At 47.5% G+C, this 18016-nt stretch carries 17 protein-coding genes and 1 pseudogene; 15 read left to right on the top strand and 3 right to left on the bottom strand.

Annotated features, from left to right (window positions below; translation table 11 throughout):
* Nucleotides 1–188, bottom strand: a pseudogene (locus KNP96_RS04605) (copper amine oxidase); the annotation flags it as partial.
* A gap of 405 nt (nucleotides 189–593) precedes the next feature.
* Here KNP96_RS04605 and KNP96_RS04600 point away from each other — a divergent pair.
* The 6 genes from KNP96_RS04600 (at nucleotide 594) to KNP96_RS04575 (ending at nucleotide 4424) form a co-directional block, all read left to right on the top strand.
* Nucleotides 594–893 (top strand): DNA-directed RNA polymerase subunit beta, encoded by a 300-nt coding sequence (locus KNP96_RS04600; RefSeq protein WP_214769052.1) that lies wholly within the window; start codon nucleotides 594–596, stop codon nucleotides 891–893.
* 26 nt (nucleotides 894–919) lie between these two features.
* On the top strand, nucleotides 920–1342 hold the full coding sequence (gene fabZ / locus KNP96_RS04595; protein WP_088837944.1) for a 3-hydroxyacyl-ACP dehydratase FabZ: 423 nt from the start codon (nucleotides 920–922) through the stop codon (nucleotides 1340–1342).
* 7 nt (nucleotides 1343–1349) lie between these two features.
* A complete protein-coding gene (locus tag KNP96_RS04590) occupies nucleotides 1350–1772 on the top strand; it encodes a hypothetical protein (protein WP_088837943.1) in 423 nt (140 codons plus the stop codon).
* A gap of 131 nt (nucleotides 1773–1903) precedes the next feature.
* Entirely contained in the window at nucleotides 1904–2230 is a 327-nt protein-coding gene (locus tag KNP96_RS04585; RefSeq protein ID WP_214769051.1) for a four-helix bundle copper-binding protein, read from the top strand.
* 162 nt (nucleotides 2231–2392) lie between these two features.
* Nucleotides 2393–3862 (top strand): SdrD B-like domain-containing protein, encoded by a 1470-nt coding sequence (locus tag KNP96_RS04580; RefSeq protein WP_214769049.1) that lies wholly within the window; start codon nucleotides 2393–2395, stop codon nucleotides 3860–3862.
* Nucleotides 3863–3980: 118 nt separating this feature from the next.
* Nucleotides 3981–4424, top strand: coding sequence for a helix-turn-helix domain-containing protein (locus KNP96_RS04575; RefSeq protein WP_088837940.1), 444 nt, complete (start codon nucleotides 3981–3983; stop codon nucleotides 4422–4424).
* A 95-nt stretch (nucleotides 4425–4519) separates the two neighbouring features.
* Here KNP96_RS04575 and KNP96_RS04570 read toward each other — a convergent pair whose 3' ends face one another.
* A complete protein-coding gene (locus tag KNP96_RS04570; protein ID WP_251135715.1) occupies nucleotides 4520–4771 on the bottom strand; it encodes a hypothetical protein in 252 nt (83 codons plus the stop codon).
* Nucleotides 4772–4881: 110 nt separating this feature from the next.
* On the opposite strand from KNP96_RS04570, the gene KNP96_RS04565 reads away from it, so the two are divergent.
* The 6 genes from KNP96_RS04565 (at nucleotide 4882) to KNP96_RS04540 (ending at nucleotide 14399) form a co-directional block, all read left to right on the top strand.
* Complete coding sequence (locus tag KNP96_RS04565) at nucleotides 4882–6126, top strand: UDP-glucose dehydrogenase family protein (protein WP_214769045.1); 1245 nt, start codon at nucleotides 4882–4884, stop codon at nucleotides 6124–6126.
* 63 nt (nucleotides 6127–6189) lie between these two features.
* The gene (locus tag KNP96_RS04560) at nucleotides 6190–6597 is read left to right on the top strand and encodes a hypothetical protein (RefSeq protein ID WP_214769043.1); all 408 of its coding nucleotides are present in this window, start codon (nucleotides 6190–6192) and stop codon (nucleotides 6595–6597) included.
* 589 nt (nucleotides 6598–7186) lie between these two features.
* A complete protein-coding gene (locus tag KNP96_RS04555; protein ID WP_214769041.1) occupies nucleotides 7187–10486 on the top strand; it encodes a hypothetical protein in 3300 nt (1099 codons plus the stop codon).
* Nucleotides 10487–10691: 205 nt separating this feature from the next.
* Nucleotides 10692–12260, top strand: coding sequence for a S8 family peptidase (locus KNP96_RS04550; RefSeq protein ID WP_214769040.1), 1569 nt, complete (start codon nucleotides 10692–10694; stop codon nucleotides 12258–12260).
* Between the two features lie 31 nt (nucleotides 12261–12291).
* Complete coding sequence (locus tag KNP96_RS04545) at nucleotides 12292–12984, top strand: hypothetical protein (protein ID WP_214769037.1); 693 nt, start codon at nucleotides 12292–12294, stop codon at nucleotides 12982–12984.
* Nucleotides 12985–13472: 488 nt separating this feature from the next.
* Nucleotides 13473–14399, top strand: coding sequence for an LCP family glycopolymer transferase (locus KNP96_RS04540; protein WP_214769034.1), 927 nt, complete (start codon nucleotides 13473–13475; stop codon nucleotides 14397–14399).
* A 40-nt stretch (nucleotides 14400–14439) separates the two neighbouring features.
* Here KNP96_RS04540 and KNP96_RS04535 read toward each other — a convergent pair whose 3' ends face one another.
* On the bottom strand, nucleotides 14440–15594 hold the full coding sequence (locus tag KNP96_RS04535) for a hypothetical protein (RefSeq protein ID WP_214769031.1): 1155 nt from the start codon (nucleotides 15592–15594) through the stop codon (nucleotides 14440–14442).
* A 198-nt stretch (nucleotides 15595–15792) separates the two neighbouring features.
* Here KNP96_RS04535 and KNP96_RS04530 point away from each other — a divergent pair, with 198 nt between their 5' ends.
* Genes KNP96_RS04530 through KNP96_RS04520 form a run of 3 tightly spaced genes read left to right on the top strand, consistent with a single transcriptional unit; the run spans nucleotide 15793 to nucleotide 17988 of the window.
* On the top strand, nucleotides 15793–16524 hold the full coding sequence (locus KNP96_RS04530) for a YveK family protein (protein ID WP_214769029.1): 732 nt from the start codon (nucleotides 15793–15795) through the stop codon (nucleotides 16522–16524).
* Nucleotides 16517–17212 carry a CpsD/CapB family tyrosine-protein kinase gene (locus tag KNP96_RS04525; RefSeq protein ID WP_214769027.1) on the top strand — a complete coding sequence of 232 codons (696 nt, stop codon included), beginning with the start codon at nucleotides 16517–16519 and terminating at the stop codon, nucleotides 17210–17212. The genes KNP96_RS04530 and KNP96_RS04525 overlap by 8 nt, the downstream gene beginning before the upstream one ends.
* An 11-nt stretch (nucleotides 17213–17223) precedes the next feature.
* Nucleotides 17224–17988 (top strand): tyrosine-protein phosphatase, encoded by a 765-nt coding sequence (locus KNP96_RS04520; RefSeq protein ID WP_214769026.1) that lies wholly within the window; start codon nucleotides 17224–17226, stop codon nucleotides 17986–17988.
* Nucleotides 17989–18016 lie beyond the last annotated feature (28 nt).

Here is an 18016-nt window from a genome sequence, read left to right as displayed (position 1 = left end):
TGCTCAGAAAGCAATTGGTCGAGTGTCGCACGAAGATCTGCTGCTTTCGTTTTGACCGTGACGTTTTTTGCTTTGTCCTCATGCATCATCGTGTCGTCCGATGCGCCGCCTGATGCGAATGCCGCCGTTCCTGGTAATACGAGTGCTGCTGCCATTGCTGATGCTGCGAATTTTTTAGTATGTTTCATCTGTAATCATTCCTCTCAATTTTTAGTAGTTTTGGTAGTTTCTGTTTCATCCTTCTGAAAAGCCTACGAAGGAGTGAGGCATTTGGATTTAAAAAAGTTTTAAAAAGTTGAAAAAATCTTAAAACGTAATTTTGATGCGTTTCAGTAGTCGTTCTGTTTGCCGTTCTGTGTAGCTTACGCGCAAGGATATGAATTGGATTTAAAATTTGTGAAAGAATATCGAAAAATATGGGGAAGTGTTTTTTCTTTCCTTATATACACAATGCGAAATTTTTTTATATGTTGTTTGATTCCTCATGTTACACTTGGAAAAAGAGCAAACTTGTAGCTAAATCGGAACTATTTAATACCAGGTACTAATGTGCTATACTGTTCTTTAGACTGACTCAATGAAAGGTGATCAAGATGGTACAAAACCAAGCAGGAACGGGTCAACCGACACGTGAACGTCTGAAACGGCATCAAAAAGAGCCGAATCAGGAACATCAAGAAAACCCGGAGCAGAAGCAGCGTAAACGTCTTCGCGAGTATTCCTCTCGTCGTGTACCGATTCTTGTACGATTACTGATTGTATTGGTTCTCGTCGTGATTGCACTCGTCGTAGGCGCGATGGTTGGATACGCGACGTTTGGTGGTGGCGAAGCGATGGATGTATTGAAGCTCGATACGTGGACCCGCATCACCGATTTTTGGATGAAATCTTAGATTAATCAGTGATTGGAGCTGTAGATATGTATACGATTGAACAGATAAAAGAAGTGATTCCGCACCGTTACCCGTTTTTACTCGTTGATCGGATTCTTGAAGTCGAGGAAGGTGAACGAGCGGTCGGCATCAAGAACGTCACGGCGAATGAAGAATTCTTCAATGGCCATTTTCCGGATTACAATGTCATGCCTGGCGTACTGATCGTCGAGGCGTTAGCGCAAGTCGGTGCATTCGCTGTACTGAAAATGGAACAAAACCAAGGAAAACTCGCATTTTTCGCAGGTATTGAAAATTGCCGTTTCAAACGTCAAGTCGTACCCGGTGATCAGCTCCGACTGGAAGTCGAATTGACGAAACTGCGTGGACCGATCGGTAAAGGGCGTGCTACAGCTACGGTCGATGGGGAAGTCGCCTGTACTGCTGAACTAACTTTCGCGATTAAGTGACCTGCTGATGAAACGCTGGTTGATCCCCCTTGCTATATCCTTACTCATCATTCCGGGTTGTCAGCGTGCTGACGTGGTGAAGACGGCTTCCCCGACGGTCTTCATTGATCCTGTCAAACGTGCCGGACAAACGGAAAACATTTCCGCTCAAGTCTCCTTGACGGAAAAGGACCGGATGCGCTTGACGATTCGAACGGCGAATGACATTCGTCTTGACGATCAACAAGTCGACATCCGACTCGATGTCGCCAATCAATCGATTCCGTTCCCGTTCGTCTCGTTCGAAGCGAAGAAGATGGGCGAAGTTCGGACCTATACGGCAGATACGACGATTGAAGAGGATATCTTTGATGAAGAACGACTCCCTGTGTTGATTATTGATGCGGGAGCCGGGCGTGGCATTGAGATTCCGCTCGAAATCGTCCGTTAAACCAAATGAGAAGCATACGAGAGCCACTTGGATTCCCCGGTTCTCGCATGCTTCTTTTTTGATGTTTGTGATGAAGATGTTAGGGAAACTAAATAAGAGTAGTACCTACTATACGTATAGGGAGGACTTGGATGATGTCTGAAAACCATCAAGCTGTCTTAACAGAACTGAATGCTTGCATCATGGCCTGCAACGCGTGCTTCGATGCCTGTTTGAATGAGGAACACGTCGCGCACATGGCGGGCTGTATCCGACTCGATCGGGATTGTGCCGATATATGTGGTCTGCTCAGTCAAGCGATTGCTCGAAACAGCTCGAACCTATCTGTACTCGCGAAAGCCTGTATCGAGATTTGTCGTGCGTGTGCGAAAGAATGTGCCGGACATGATCATGACCATTGTCAAAAATGTGCTGAAGCGTGTGAAGCGTGCGCGACAGCTTGCGAGCGACTCGTCTAAAAGTCGAGTGAACGGGACTGCTTTCTTCCTGAAGGGAAGGGGCAGTCTCTTTTTTTTTTGAAAAAAAGATAATGCAATTTAAAGTTTTAGGTGGTTTATTTTTCCTGTATTGTTTAAAATTTAGGCAGAACATATTTTTAGAATGGAGCGAATACTTACATAATGCAAAAACTTAGCATGTCTCTTATTGCACTGGTACTGAGCTTTAGTGTCATCCTTCCGGTACAAGCAGCACCGGTGAGTTGGGATGTCACGGGAACGGGGACGAATCCGTACACCCTTACCTTTACAGGGGAAGGACTCGTCGATCTCGAATCAGAAACGACACTCGTCTTCGAAGGCGAAGTGACGGGGAAAAACATCGATATCGCGAAAACGCCGGTCGTGACGTTCACGGCTGAAACGGCACCGACGATCAATATCATTGCGGTCGATCAATCGAAGAACATTCTCGTCGAGTTCGGACGTGTCGTGACAGAAGAACCGGCAGCGGAAGAACCGACAACAGAAGAACCACAAGTCGATCCTGCGACGAAAGAGCCGGCGACTGAGGAACCAGTAACAGAAGAGCCAACAAAAGAAGAGCCGACTAAAGAAGAACCAACAAAAGAAAAGCCTGTCAAAGCAACAACGGGAACAATCAGTGGAACCGTCTGGTATGACGAGAACATGGACGGGATTCGTCAAAGTGGCGAGTTGTTACTCGATGATATTCCTGTATTGCTGTTGAATCATGATGAAGATGTCGTCGACGAAGTGTATACGAAGGAAGGCCGCTACACGTTCTCGAACCTGAAGCCGGGTGAGTACGACGTCGAGATGGACGGATTTGACATGGGGTATTACTACAACTCGCCTCAAAACGTCGGTGACGACCGACTGATCGATTCGGATTTAGATGAAGAGGACGGTTACCTTTATTTAAGGCTGAAAGCCGGTCAAACGGCAGAGATTGATGCAGGGCTGTATGGCGGTGAGGAAGAAGAAGACTTCTCAAACCTCTTGCTCGTCACAAACTTCTTTGACGCGGATGCGAATCAACGACCGGGCTATACAGAAACGGGCGTGCCTGCGACGTATACGGTGACGGACACGATTACCGGAGAAGATGTCTACAAAGAAACAGTCGGTGCGAATGAAGCAATGATGATTGAACTCGAACCAGGGACGTACTTGGTTAAAACAGAAGTGAAATCAGGGTATCTTGTAAAAGCGATGCATTATTTGGATTTGGATGCGTTGCTTGACTTCGAAGATTTTTCAGGTGCCATCACGAAAGCGGACATGAAAGCGATGGCTGAAGATCAGGGTGAAGAACTCGACGAAGAATTCCCGGAGCTCGAGGAATTCATGAAGTTGTTCAAACGAAAGCCGGTCGAAGCCACCTTTACGATGACGGAAGACACGCTCGGATTTTTCTTGGCGGCTGAAGTCGTCCGTGCTGAACCGGTCGAACAAGCGAAACCGACGCCGGTCAAAGCGAAAACGGAGCAGACGCCGGACGTGACCCGTTCGACCAAAATGTCTGGAACGTTGCCGCAAGCAGGGGAAGAAACACCATTCCCGTTTGCTGCGACAGGTGCCGGACTTGCAGTTGTCGGACTGTGGTTCCTCTTACGCCGAAACGGTTAAAAATGAAAGCCTTCTGAATGATTATGTTCAGAAGGCTTTTTCATGTGTGCATCGGTTGACACACACGCACACACGTGTGTATAGTTGTAGTATCAAATGAACAGAAAGAGGGATGACGATGTTAACGACGAAACAAATCAGTGAATTATTACGTGTATCGGAAGAAACGGTCCGTCGCTGGATCCGGACAGGCGAATTGCATGCGGAACAGGATGGAAAAGGTTACTTGGTCGATGAACTGGCGCTGAAACGACTGGTCGATGAAAAGTCACAAATCCCGGGGACGGCGATGAATAAAATCCTCCCGATCATCAATGACATGTTTGGTCCGGAAGCAGCGAAGTTTGCGAAATCGAACTTGTTCGACCCACTCCGTCAATCGATGGATCAGACGCAAAGCGAGTCGGTGCCACCCAAACAGGAAGCGACGGCTGAATCAATTGCTGAACAAATCAGTCAGCTCAAACGTAAAAAACGTCGCCTTGAGCTTGAACATGAACTGAAGTTGCTGGATGTTGACGAAAAAATCGCAGCACTCGAGCATAAAGCGAACGGTTTATAAGCAGGAAAGACTACCTTCTACACATGAGGTAGTCTTTTTTGACGAAAAAAAGACAAAGTTCACGAGCTCGTGAGCTTTGCCGGCAGGCTAGTCCATCATGAGGACGATGGCGGTGTGGTGGTTTTTTGTTTTTTCTTACGGCGCCAGTACCAATATCCGAGTCCGAGTGTGATTGGAATCGCGGCTAGATACGGATTGGCTTCTAGATAACTGATGATCTCAAACAGCGCGAACCATCCACTGAATAACCCGAGGATGAGTAAGATCGTCCGGATCGCTTCAGGAAGCTTCCGGATACGATATGCGAAGAGACAGACGAGGCAAAAGATGATAATCGCCACGGACATTCCTCCCATTCCCATGACTAGTATAGCGTATTCGAAAAGCTTTTTCGATGCACAAATCTTTCTTCCTCCCGTATAGTGAAGACAGAGAAACTAACGAAGGAAGTGATTGCATGCATCTAACGGTGATTGGGACCGGTTATGTCGGTCTTGTGACAGCGATTGGACTAGCGGACGCGGGACATGAAGTGACATGTGTCGATTTAAATAAAGAACGGATGGAACAGCTTAAACGAGGTATCGCGCCAATTACGGAGCAAGGGATAGACGAGGCACTCGAGAAAAATCAAAGTCGATTGACCTTCACGACGGAGTACCCGGTCTCGGACCTCTACCTCGTCGCCGTCGGTACACCGGAACGGGCAGATGGCAGTTGCGATCTTTCAGCCGTCGAAGCCGTCGTCCGGTTGATTGAATCAATCAGTCCCGGCGCATCGGTCGTCTTGAAATCGACCGTTCCTCCGGGGACGACGGAACGGTTGAGTACGGAGCATCCGTCCCTCCGCTTCGCGATGGTCCCGGAATTTTTGCGGGAAGGAACGGCACTCGCCGATATGCGTCAACCGAGCCGGATTGTCATCGGGACGCGTGACGCGCTACTTGCGCCCCGGCTCGAGGAATTACTCAAGACGACGGACGCACCGGTCGTCCATGTCGATCCGACGACAGCAGAATTGACGAAGTACGCGGCAAATAGTTTCCTGGCCGTCAAAATCAGCTTCATCAATGAAATCGCCCGGCTTGCCGACCAGGTCGGGGCGAACGTCGACGACATCGCCCACGGGATCGGTCTTGATCCACGGATTGGTCCAGCCTTTCTCCGGGCAGGGGCTGGCTACGGCGGATCCTGTTTCCCGAAAGACATCAAAGCCTTGACGACACTTGCACGCACACATGATACGCACCTTCACGTCATCGAAGCAGCGGACCGGACGAATGAAGCCCAGCTCGCATACGTGCTCGAAAAGATTCGTCCCGAGCGTGACATGCATGTCGCCCTGCTCGGACTTGCCTTTAAACCGGGCACGGATGATTTACGGGACGCACCGGCGTTACGATTGGCCGAACGCCTGCAACAGCTTGGGTTGAAGGTGACAGGCTATGACCCGGCAGCGAAGACCCTGCTCGACCAAAAAAAGACGATGGCTGAAGCAGTGGCGGGAGCGGACGTCGCCGTCATCATGACGGAATGGGATGACATCAAGTACGTCTCACCGCAACTCTTGCAGGAACACATGCAGACGCCGCGTTTGATTGACGGACGGAACTGCTGGCAACATCTCGAGGCACCGGGTGGCGTCCAGTATGAAGGCATCGGGCGACCGCACCACACATTTTCGAACAATCCATCTAACTGACCTGTTATATAGGGTGAATCCATCAGTGGGTTCATCCTATTTTTTTTGTGGAGGAGACGGATGATGAAAATTGAGTATTTCACGGTGCAACCGAGTGGACCTAAAGGAAAGCTTGAGACCGTACCGTTGATGAACGGGTGGGAGCAGCATGTCGACGAGGAGTGGTCGCGGGCGATTCATTACGGCGCGGGGTTGATTCGGGTGACGGACGACGGCGTCGAGCTCCGGATTCCGATCGAGTTTGGATTCGGGTATGTCTTGCAATACATCCGTCAGTTCGTCGAAGCGGAACGAAAGACGAAGCGGGCGCGTCATTTGTTGCAGCGGCAACTGGACTGGATCGGGCGTGGCTTACCGATTCAGCTCCGACGAGTCGGTGAACGGATTGAAGTCATGGCGGATTCGCGACATCAGTTCGATCGGACGGATTTTTTGGAGGCGATGGACGTCAGAAACCGGAAGCGGATGTAGTACGGACGAGATTGAGACAAAAGCGGGTCACGCTCGTGTTCTGAAAACCAGCGGGAGCGTGGCTACGTTTAAAGGTTCATCTTCGTCTGCGACCCTCGCTATTTATTTGACAAGGGAGAGTGGTGTTTTTTAATTTTGTAAGCGTTTTCAAATCTAAGGGAGTTCAGATTTTTAATTTCCATATACAACCTATTAATATATTTATCAGGTTACTACTATTCCCCTTTTTTTTACATAAAACCTATTGTCCTCTGATTCTGAGTTTTGTATATTTGACCTGTAGCTCACTTACTCACGTATATTAGGCAGTGAGAAGGAGCACGGACCTACAGCACGGGGAATTGCTTGAATAAAGCAATTCCAACAGTTTTCTCTTGTTCATCCCGAACTGGATACATATGAATCACTGACGATCGCCTCGACGTTAGGCGAAGGTCGACGTGTGAAACAGAACGTACTCCTCCAAAGAAGAATAGAGAATTACTACGTGTTTTTAAGTAAATATATTGAAATATTTTACTTAAAATGTAGGTTATCTAGTTGGGGTTGTCACATTTGGTATTGAAAGATAAGAGGAGGAATCGTAAAAATGGCTCACACGAAAAAATCGAACAAATTGTACGCTGCTGCCGCTGCCCTCGCAGTCACGGCATCTGTCGTCGCACCGGTTGCTGCTGACGCAGCTTCGAAGGTCTCTGTTAAATACATCTCTCCCATCTTGATGAAGCATGCAGGTGGTTCGAAGTATGCGACTAAGAAATTAGTCTTACCGACGAAAGTCAAAGTCAAACTTTCAAACGGTAAATACGAAATGCGCTCTGTCAAATGGAGCGGTTCGATCAAGTTCGAGAAAAAATACATCAACAAATATCAAGTCCTCTACGGTAAAGTCGCCGGAACGACGAAAAAAGCCATCCTCAAAGTCGAACTTCAAAACTATCCAGTCGACGTCCTCGAACCAGAACTCGCACCAGTCGCTGTCGGCGAAAAAGTCGTGCTTCCGAGCACGATCAGCATCCGCTACAAATCAGGAATCATCGTCAAGCGTCCAATCAGTAAATTCAACATCAAAACACCGGATACTTCTAAACCGGGTAACTATAAAATCGCCTATACGTACAAAGGGGCAAACTCAGTCGTAACCGGTTCAATCAAGTATGAAGTCAAAGCGGCCGACATCTCGAACGTCATGGGAAGCGTTGATGATCAGACACTTTCTGTTAAAGCGGACGTCATGTATGCTTCAGCTGACGCGATGGCAGAACTCATGATTTACCCTGGTAAAGACATGTCAGCGACACCGATCGTCGCGAAAGGGATGCTTAAAGACGGTAAATTCATGGCTTCCCAATCTGGTATTCCTGAAGGGACACACAGTTACGTCGTTAAAGTCGGTGATATGAAGTCTCCGGCAATGGAATTCACAGTCGCGAAGACGATGTTGACATCTGCTAAAGCAATGGGCAAAGAAAAAGTCGAAGTCTCCTTCTCACGTGCCGTTGATGGTGTCTCAGCCGACAACTTCAAAATCGCAGGTGGAACGGTTACTTCAGCGGCACTCAGTGCTGACAAGAAATCAGCGGTTCTTGAAGTATCAGGTCTTGAGTATGATAAAGACTACACGGTCGATGCGAAAAACATCATGATCGGTGGCGTCGCGCGTGACCTCGGTTCAATGAGCTTCATGACACAAGGTGTTGAAAACATCTGGATGCTTGAAGTCTCACCAAAAGCATCGACAATCGTTGCGAACGGTGGCGACAACACGGAAGTGACGTTCTTACTCAAGAACAAAGCGACAGGTGAAGTCGACATGAACGCAGACGACATCGTTCTTAAATTATCAACGTCATTCGGTGCACTTTCAAAAGAACGTGTAACGATCCAGGACGGGAAAGCAACGGTCATCCTCACATCTGAGTTCAGCAACACGGACCTCGATGCGATGATCAGCGCGGAAATCATCGAAACAGCGAACGGCGACTACAAAAACCTCATCGGTAAGATTTCTGGTGAAGCGAAAGTCAAGTTCAGCACGATCGCCGTCACGCCGGCTCCGATTGAAATGATCAACATGCTCGCAGCGGAATCGAATCAAGCAGATCGCATCACGATCTTCCTTGATAAAGCCGTCTCGCGTGAGTTACTCCTCAAATCGTTCGGACTCGATAAAGTCCGTCCTTCGCTTCATGAAGAAGAGTATATGGCGAACGACAACATTCAAATCGAACAATTCGATGGTATGAAAAATGTCATCGGCGTCAAAGCGATTCCTTCGAATCCAAAAGCGTTCGAATTGATTCTTGATAAAGAAACACCACTTCAAGACAACGCAGTTGTTAAAGTGGTAGCGAAAATCACGAGTAACACGGATACAGAAGTGAAATCAAAAGCGAGCTTCAAGTTAACGGATGCACGTCCTGCTGAAGTAACGTCTGTCAAAGCAATTGGCTTGAACCAACTCGAAGTGAAATTCTCTGAAGCAATCGATACAGCGAACTTTAAAATCGATGGCCAGTATGGTGGTAAGTACTTCACTGTCATTCCTTACGGCTTCGATAACAAAATGGGTGTCGATCGTCGCGATACAGTCAAAATCATGTTGAACGACAACTACCCAGGAGTGAAAGAAGGCTACTTCGCAGCCGGCAAACATTCACTTCAAGTATGGGATACGATGGACTTCGCAGCGCGTTCGGATGAAATGAACATCGGTACGACACAAAACCTCGACTTCACAGTCGCAGCAGATACAGTCAAACCGACAGCTGGCGTCGTCGTCGAGTCGCCTGAGCAGTTCCGCGTCATGTTCAGCAAGAACCTGAAAAAAGCAGACATCGAAGCTCTGTATGGTTCGAAAATGAAGCTCGAACGCTACAACTCAACATCTAAAAAATACGAAGACATCAGCGAATATGCTGAAGTGACATCGTATGATGCAATGACTGGCGAAGCGGTTGTCGAGATGAAACAAGACTGGACAGTCATCTACGATACCGTCAATACGAAAGAGAACTACTACAACGATAAGTTCAAAATCACGCTCGAAAAAGGTGCGATCCAGGCAGAAGCGAACGGTGAGAAAAACGATGCCCTTGCACTCGACTTGAACTATGACGGATCGCCACTCAACACTCCGGATGTGAAGAGTGCTGAAATCACAGCAATCGATCGTGTGATGATGTCAACAGACTTCCACGTCATGATGAGTGAGCCGGTGAAATTGCTTGGGAAAGATCAAGCAGATACACCACTCGAAAATGCTGACGGCTTAGTCAACCCGCCGAAGACGACGGTTGAATTCATCGGGAAAAACAAAGACGGCAAAATCGTCACAGTCGACGGTTCGGTTGTCGGATATACAGATACAACAGATAAGAACTTCCGTGTTAAAGCGAACGAGAGTCTCCAGTATCTCGTCGACATGAAAGGGTACGGCGAAGACTGGAAAGTCGTCGTTAAATCACTTTCAGATGATGTCGGTAACACAGTTGCGACAGCGACACATGACTTCAAACTCATGAAAACACCTGTCACACCGGTCGCTTCACCATTCGAAATCGAAAAAGTGACAGCGAACGCGAAGGATGAAAAAGACGTCATCCGCATCAAGTTCTCTGAAGGCGTCCAGTACGCAGGTATGTATGATGCGACGAGCACGGCGCAATACATCTTCAATGGAAAAGCCCTTCCGGTCGGCACGAGCATCTCGCTTGCTGACTCGGATAACAACGTATCAAACGGACTCGACATCGTGAAAATCAAAGTTCCAGCAGGGACGATCAAAACATTGTCGAACGTCATCACAGTCAACAAAGATCTTCAGTCGTATGACAACTCTGTCTTGACTGGTGGTTACGAGAAAGCAGTTCTTCTCGGATTAAACTAATCACGACACGGACCCTCAATTCAGAAATGGATTGAGGGTTCTTTTATTTGTTGAATCAAGTTAGACAATAATCTTTTAGTAAAGCACAAAATAATATTCAAATAGATGTAAAAAAAGCGAGAATAAGCTAGAAAAATAAATAGATTTTATAAAATTTTCCATTATAATTATACGTGAGGGAGATCCTAAATAAAGGAGTGAAGAGATGCAAAAATGGTTACTCAGTCTGACGATTGTCGGACTGCTTGCAAGTGGACTACCGGTACATACAGAAGCGGCGGGCACGGGCGCGAAAAAAATGCCGACGCCGGGTGCGAAAACGCATAAAGGGTACTTGAAAGGAACGTTCGACCAAAACGGAAAAGCGTTATTTTATTTCGACTCAGCGAACTATGTTAATGAAGGAACACATATCAAATTCGCAGCGGACGAGACAGAAGACGTCACGGTCTACGAAACGCAAAGTGATTACTTGAAACAACTGGTCTACGAACGCTATGACGCAGTGAGCGGTGAATCATTATTCTTCCCACTGAGTTGGAAAGGGCGGCAATACATCGAAGTCAATGGACGTAAAAACACTTCGTTCACGGTCCCGTTCAAACTCGAACGCTTGCAACCGATGCGTGATGTCGTCGCGAAGAAAAAAGCGACGGGACAATCGACGAGCTTGATCGTCAAGATGCGCACGGCGGATAGTGACCATGCGCAGTTGTCGCGCAATACGAAGGCAATCGCCAGTGAGACGATTGATGCAGGACTAAAGATGGAGAAGTTCACGTATTCGTCCGTCTATCAAGCGCTTGCGGCGAAGGCGAAACTTGCGAAGTCAGCGGACGTCACCTACGTCGAACTTGACGGACAGATGCAGGGACTCGGAGTGGACCCGTTCAAGAAATACCAGTGGTCGCTGAACAATACCGGGCAACGCGGCGGCGTCAAGGGAGCCGACATCAACTTTGAGGCGATGAAACGACGGATTGCCGGAAAAAACTTAACGACGACGCGCGTCGCCGTCATCGATACGGGCATCAATCCGACCTATGCCGATTTCGCAGGACGGGTCCGGATGGATCTCGGTTATGACTTTGTCCATAAACGGAAGCTTGCCATCGACGACCATGGTCACGGCACGCATGTCGCAGCAATCATTGCAGCGAACAGCAACAATACGTATGGGATGTCGGGCATCAACGCCAAGGCATCGATCATTCCGATTAAAGTCATCGCGTCGAACAATACGGGCTCGAACTCGAACATCGCGAAAGGCATCATCTATGCCGTCAAGAAAAAAGCCAAGGTCATCAATATGAGTCTCGGTGGCGGTTTCTCGTCACTCGCGATTGAAGATGCTCTCGCCTATGCGAAGAAACAAGGTGTCCTCGTCGTCGTCGCGACGGGAAATGACGGGACGAACCGCCTGTCGTATCCGGCACGGTCGAAGTATGCCTTGTCGGTCGGTTCGACGAATCGGTTTGATCGCCGGTCGACATTCTCGAATTATGGCGACGGACTTGACCTCGTCGCACCGGGGCAAGACATTCCGAGTTACCTCAGTGACGGCGAATCGGCCTTTTGGAGCGGGACATCGATGGCAGCACCGCATGTCGCCGGTGTCGCAAGTCTCCTCTACAGCCTGAAGCCGACGCTCAAAGCAACCGAAGTCGAGTCGGTTCTAAAAAAATCAGCCCAGGACCTCGGGAAGACCGGTTATGACAAAGCGTACGGATACGGACGACTTGATGCCGATAAAGCCGTACGCTATATCAAATAAAAACAACTTAAACAGAAAGTGGGACAGATTCATGAAAACAACATTTGCTAAACTGACACTCGCCACATTGATCGCCGGTTCGACATTGATTGCCGGAACAGCTGAAGCGGCAACGACAACGGAAACGAAGGCGACGACACAATACAATGCATTGACACCAGGGATGACGATTGCCCAGGCGGCAAAAGTCATTTACGGGAAAGACTACAAAAAGCAATTGACGAAAAAGGGCAGTTCGACGGTCTTGAAACAAAAGGCAGAGGCGACGAGCACGTCACAAGGACAAAAGACGACACTCTACAGCATCTACGATAGAAAAGCAGACTTCCCATCCGCGATGACGACGTTGATGTTCATGACGAAGAAAAATGATTCCGTCTACCGGCTGACTTCAAAATCGCTCGATTTGTATCGCGGGACGACAACGTCAGGTGCACGGGAAAGCAAGATGAAGCTCGCGAAGGGTGCGAAAATCAAAACGGGGATGACAGAAAAACAACTCGATGCGCTTTTATCCGGAAAAGGTCTTGGGGAGTGGACGGGTCTTGATACGATTGATTTAACGTCTGTTCAAACGAAACAAGAACTCGAGTTAGGTCTTGCGATTAAAGGTAAGTCGAAAACGTACGTCTTCCCGACGGCAACGAAAACAAAAAAACTCGTCATACTTGATTACAATGCGAAAAAGAAAACGTATGTCGTTTCTGGACAAGCATCGTTATAAGGTTTCATGGACAACCACATGGATAGGTCTGTAAAGCAACCATTTGAACGTAGAGATAAGTTGAGATTTATAGATGAAGTGGTGTACTGCAAACGCATGTTTCTTCTCGTGCTTTCCTCGGGCGAGGCGCAAGCCGTTGCTCCTTGATTCTGACGAACAAGGAGCAGGGTCTCGCCTGCCTCTGACAGCGCGAAACGTGCTTTTCCCGTAGGAGTCACGAGAAGCAATGCGTTTTTCGAGCAATTTTTTTTGATTCGGAACGTCCTTTAATAATACCAACGACGAGTAAGGGATAAACAAGCTTCCAGAGGGTCCGTCAATCGTTTGAAGAGTCTGTCAACCAGGCTCTTTTTTTCATTTTTTTCCGTTTTTGACAAAAAGGGAGTTATTTTTTGTATACTCGACTGTAAGAGCGCTCATGCTGAACCGATATAAATGAGAACTCATATGCGCGACATAATACGCAAGATAAAAGGAGAAATGATAGAGTGGAACGCGTCAAAAAGAAACGTAAAGTCAAAAAGCGGTGGACGCCGCTGAAGGTCATGCTGTTGATTGCCTTGATCCTCGTCGTCGGAATCGGCGGATTCATCGGCTATACATATTACCAGGTCGACCAAACCGTCAAGAAAATTCAGTCACCGGTCAAAAATACCGGTGACGCCGTCGTCGAAAAACAAAAACCGGTTTCGGTTCTATTGCTTGGGGTCGACCAACGTCCGGGTGAACGGGGTCGGAGTGACTCAATCATGGTCATGACACTGAATCCGACACGGAATGAAAGTCGTCTTGTCAGTATCCCCCGGGATACGAAGGTCGACATCATCGGTAAAGGAACGAACGATAAAATCAACCATGCGTATTCGTTTGGTGGACCGGAAATGGCAATCAAGACGGTCGAGAACTTCCTCGATATTCCGATTAACTACTATGCGGAAATCAATATGCAAGGGTTCACGTCACTCGTCGATGCCGTTGGCGGGGTGACGGTCAATAACGACTTAGATTTCAAAGTCGGGGACAAACAGTTTGAGGTCGGAAAAATCAACCTGAATGGAGACGAAGCACTGAAGTATACACGGATGCGCTATGAAGATCCACGGGGGGACTTCGGTCGTCAGATGCGTCAACGCGATGTCATCGGACAAGTCGTCTCGAAACTGTCGTCAGATGTCTCAATCAGTAAATTCAATGCGATCATGGATGTCGTCGGGGACAATGCGCAGACCAATGTCTCATTCAAACCGATGCGGACACTTGCCTTTGACTACATGGATGCTTTTAAAAATCAGGAAAACTTGAAGCTTGAAGGAACGGGTGGAAAAGAAGCGGATGGTATTTATTATTGGCATCCGACGGACGCTTCACTCGAACAAACAAAAACAGCGTTAAAGTACTCGTTAGGAATCGAATGATAAACAAAAAGAGTGAGCCGACGTGGCTCACTCTTTTTGTTTAAAGGTTTTGTTCAGCGAGGCGGACACGACTCAAGTCGGTCCCATCTTTTGCAAAGCGTTGCAAGCGGTAAGAGTTACTCATGACGAGTCCCGTCGTCTCCGATTCGAGTTGCAGTGGAGCGAGTGTCGCTAACTTGTCATTTGTCACATCGGCTTCAGACCAGTCGATGGCGATGACACGATCATTTTGTAACGTAAAGAAATGATTTCCATAGAAAAGATAATCGTTGACGTCGTCACTGAATGTTCGGTCAGGCGCTGCGTAAAGACTATTCAACTCTGCGTTTGATTTGCCGATAAGGTCAATGAGCGTCTCGGTAACGAAGTTCGTATCGAGGTTATCGTTGACCCATGTCAGTAATGTTTCGTCGGCAATGGTATCACCTGACAGCTCTTTCGTCGTATCGGTATTTTTGATGTAGCCCGTCAATTCGTCAGTCAGTTCAACTTTACTAATCGAGTCGGACGCTTCAAGGATCCGGTAGCCGTCCCCGAAGTCAGCTTCGTATAAAACGTCCGTCAATGCTTCATCGCGGTAGATGTTACTGTTGCGTGTGTTGACATAAAGGACATTAGCTTCCGGTTTAGCTTCCGGCTTGTCGTCTGTTTTTTCATCTGCCGTTGATTCTTCGACGGCGACCGGTTGTTCGACTGTCGCATCCGGTGCAGACGATTTCGGACTTGCAAGATAGTTTGAGTAGACATACGTTCCGGCAGCACCAAGTAAGAAACAAAGAATCAATAAAGCAATCCAGCCCCACGGCAGTTTACGTTTTGGACGTGGTGGAGCAATCGGCTTCGTTTTTTGGCGGCGTGGCGTATCGTCACGTTGTGACCGTGATAACGTCGCAGGCGCTTCCGGCTCGTCATGCTCAAGCGGGCCATCTTCAGTAAGAATCGGACGGGCGACGAGCATGCCATAAAAATCTGCCAGACTTTCATGGTGTTTCCCGGCTAAAAAGTTTTGCCATTCGTCGACTGTGACCGTGTCCTGCTTAAAAGGAATAAGTGGTGCGTCTCCTGTCAGACGAATCATCGTGTCTGTCAACGACTCGGTCGAAGCGAGACTCGAACGGATTCGTTCATGGAGACGAATGATGTCGTCCTCGGAATGTGATGTATAGTATTGGAGTGCTTGCAGAGAGCGGTGCATAAAGAAAATTCCTCCTATGTAGAATTCAGGTAATTCATGTAAAAAGAAACATGTATGTCTCTATTATACGCAACCTTTTTCAATAAACGTATGTTATTTCCTAAAATAATCTCAACCATTTCCCAATTTTTTGTTATACTGATTCCTAGTTGATAAAAAAGTCACTGCATTAGACAAATAAAGGAGAATAATTAACCCATGAATGAAACGATTAGCTTACAAGAGTTATTTTCAGTTTTACGGAAGTCGCTTTGGCGGATTCTCGCTCTGACAATCGTCGCAGCGGTCATTGCATTTGCCGTCAGTAGCTTCTTGATTAAACCGACTTATCAGGCAGGAACACAAATTCTTGTCACACCGCAAAAACAAGAGGACAACGTCATCGATGCGTCACAAGTGCAATCATCTGTCACGCTCGTCAATACATATCGTGTCATCATTAAGAGTCCAGCGATTTTAGAAAAGGTTCAAGCAGAAGTCGAGAATGCTCCAACAAGCATTGCGACTTTAAATGAAATGATCACCGTCGAAAGTGAACAAAATTCACAGGTCATCAACGTCTCGGTCCAAAGTACAGATGCAGCCCTGGCGTCAAACGTTGCCAATTCAGTCGCGAACGTTTTCAGTGACGACATCACTGAACTGATGAACGTCGATAACGTCAAAGTTTTGTCGGTTTCAGGGATTCCAACGTCACCGGTCAGTCCGAATATCATCTTGAACACGGCGATTGCAGCTGTTGTCGGATTCTTACTCGGAGTCGGTCTTGCGTTCTTACGTGAAGTTCTCGACCGCCGTATTCGGACAGAGGATCAAGTTCAACAAATTCTTGATCTGCCGGTCTTAGGCAGTATCCCGGATATCGATAGTAAGGTCTTTAAATCGTCAGCAAAGGCAGCAAAACGAGAGGCGGCAAAACAATATGGCTAAGAAAAATAAAATGAATAAAGACGCACGGAACTTAATTACGGTCACACAACCGAAGTCACCGATTGCTGAGCAATACCGGACGATTCGGACGAATATTGAGTTCATGGCCGTCGATAAAGAGATTCAAGTCATTTTGATTACCTCGGCGACGCAAAGTGAAGGGAAATCGACGACGTCGTCGAACCTCGCCGTCACTTATGCCCAGCAAGGAAAAAAAGTCTTAATCATTGATACCGACATGCGTCGCCCGACCGTTCACTATACGTTTAAAGTCGCGAACGGTCTCGGTTTATCGAGTCTCTTGACACGCCAAGCCGAACTTGAAAAAGCTGTGTTACCAACAAAAGTCGATAACTTATCAATCTTGACAGCAGGTCCGATTCCGCCAAACCCGGCAGAACTCTTGTCATCGCGGTCGATGGAAAACTTGATTTTACAACTCCGTGAAGCGTATGACGTGATCATTTTGGATGCCCCGCCATTACTTCAAGTCGCGGATAGCCGGATTACATCGAAATTAACAGATGGTGTTGTGTTAGTTGTCGGTTGTACGACTTCCGATCGCCAACGTGTCTTAAAAGCAAAAGAACAACTCGAACTGGCAGAAGCGAAAATTCTTGGTGTCGTCTTAAACCGTCGCGAGCTGACGGACGATTCAGCATACCAATACTACTATTCTTATGAGTGAGGGGTTCAATCATGGTTGATTTGCATTGTCATCTCTTACCACTCGTTGACGATGGTCCGGCGAGTGTCGAACATACATTACAACTCGCAGAACAAGCCGTTGCGGAAGGGGTGTCGCAAATCATCGCGACACCACATCTCTATCACCCGCAGTTCGAAACGGAAGACGTCGATGTTCGCCTAACAGTTGCCGAGTTAAACGTCTTACTCAAACAACGCGATATTCCATTGACCGTCTATCCGGGACACGAGATTCGTTTGACGGGAGACTTGATCGAAGAAATCAAGGATGGAAAAGCGTTACCACTCGCAGATTCCCGTTATTTACTGATTGAGTTTCCGTCGAGTGGGATTCCATCGTATGCCCGACAAGTCTTCGCGGAGTTGATTTCCGACGGCTACATTCCGATCGTCGCCCATCCGGAAAAAAATAAAGCAATCATCCAAAATCCGAATCTCCTGTTCGAATTGATTTCGAACGGAGCAATTAGTCAGGTCACATGTGCCAGTTTGATTGGTAAGTATGGTAAGGATGTTCAGCGGTTCGCTGTTGCCTTACTCGAAAATGGTTTGGCTCACCTTGTAGCGTCAGACGCCCACCATGTCGAGAAACGTCCGTTCAACTGGGAGCAGTGTCGGAAGTACTTGGCGCAAGAACTGGAAGACTGGTTGTATGACGAAGTGTATGAAAACAATGAAGCCGTCTTATTGAATCAACTTGTAACGATTAATCCACCGAGTCCGGTCGAAAAAAACTGGAAGGGGCAGTGGGTCTAAGGTGATATTTGTAAGAAATAGTAAAGAG

The organism is Exiguobacterium sp. s133, assembly GCF_018618595.1.
In the GTDB taxonomy this organism is placed as follows: Bacteria; Bacillota; Bacilli; order Exiguobacteriales; family Exiguobacteriaceae; genus Exiguobacterium_A; species Exiguobacterium_A oxidotolerans.
Note: the sequence above shows the minus strand (reverse complement) of the source record. Positions and strands in the feature narration are given on the sequence as shown.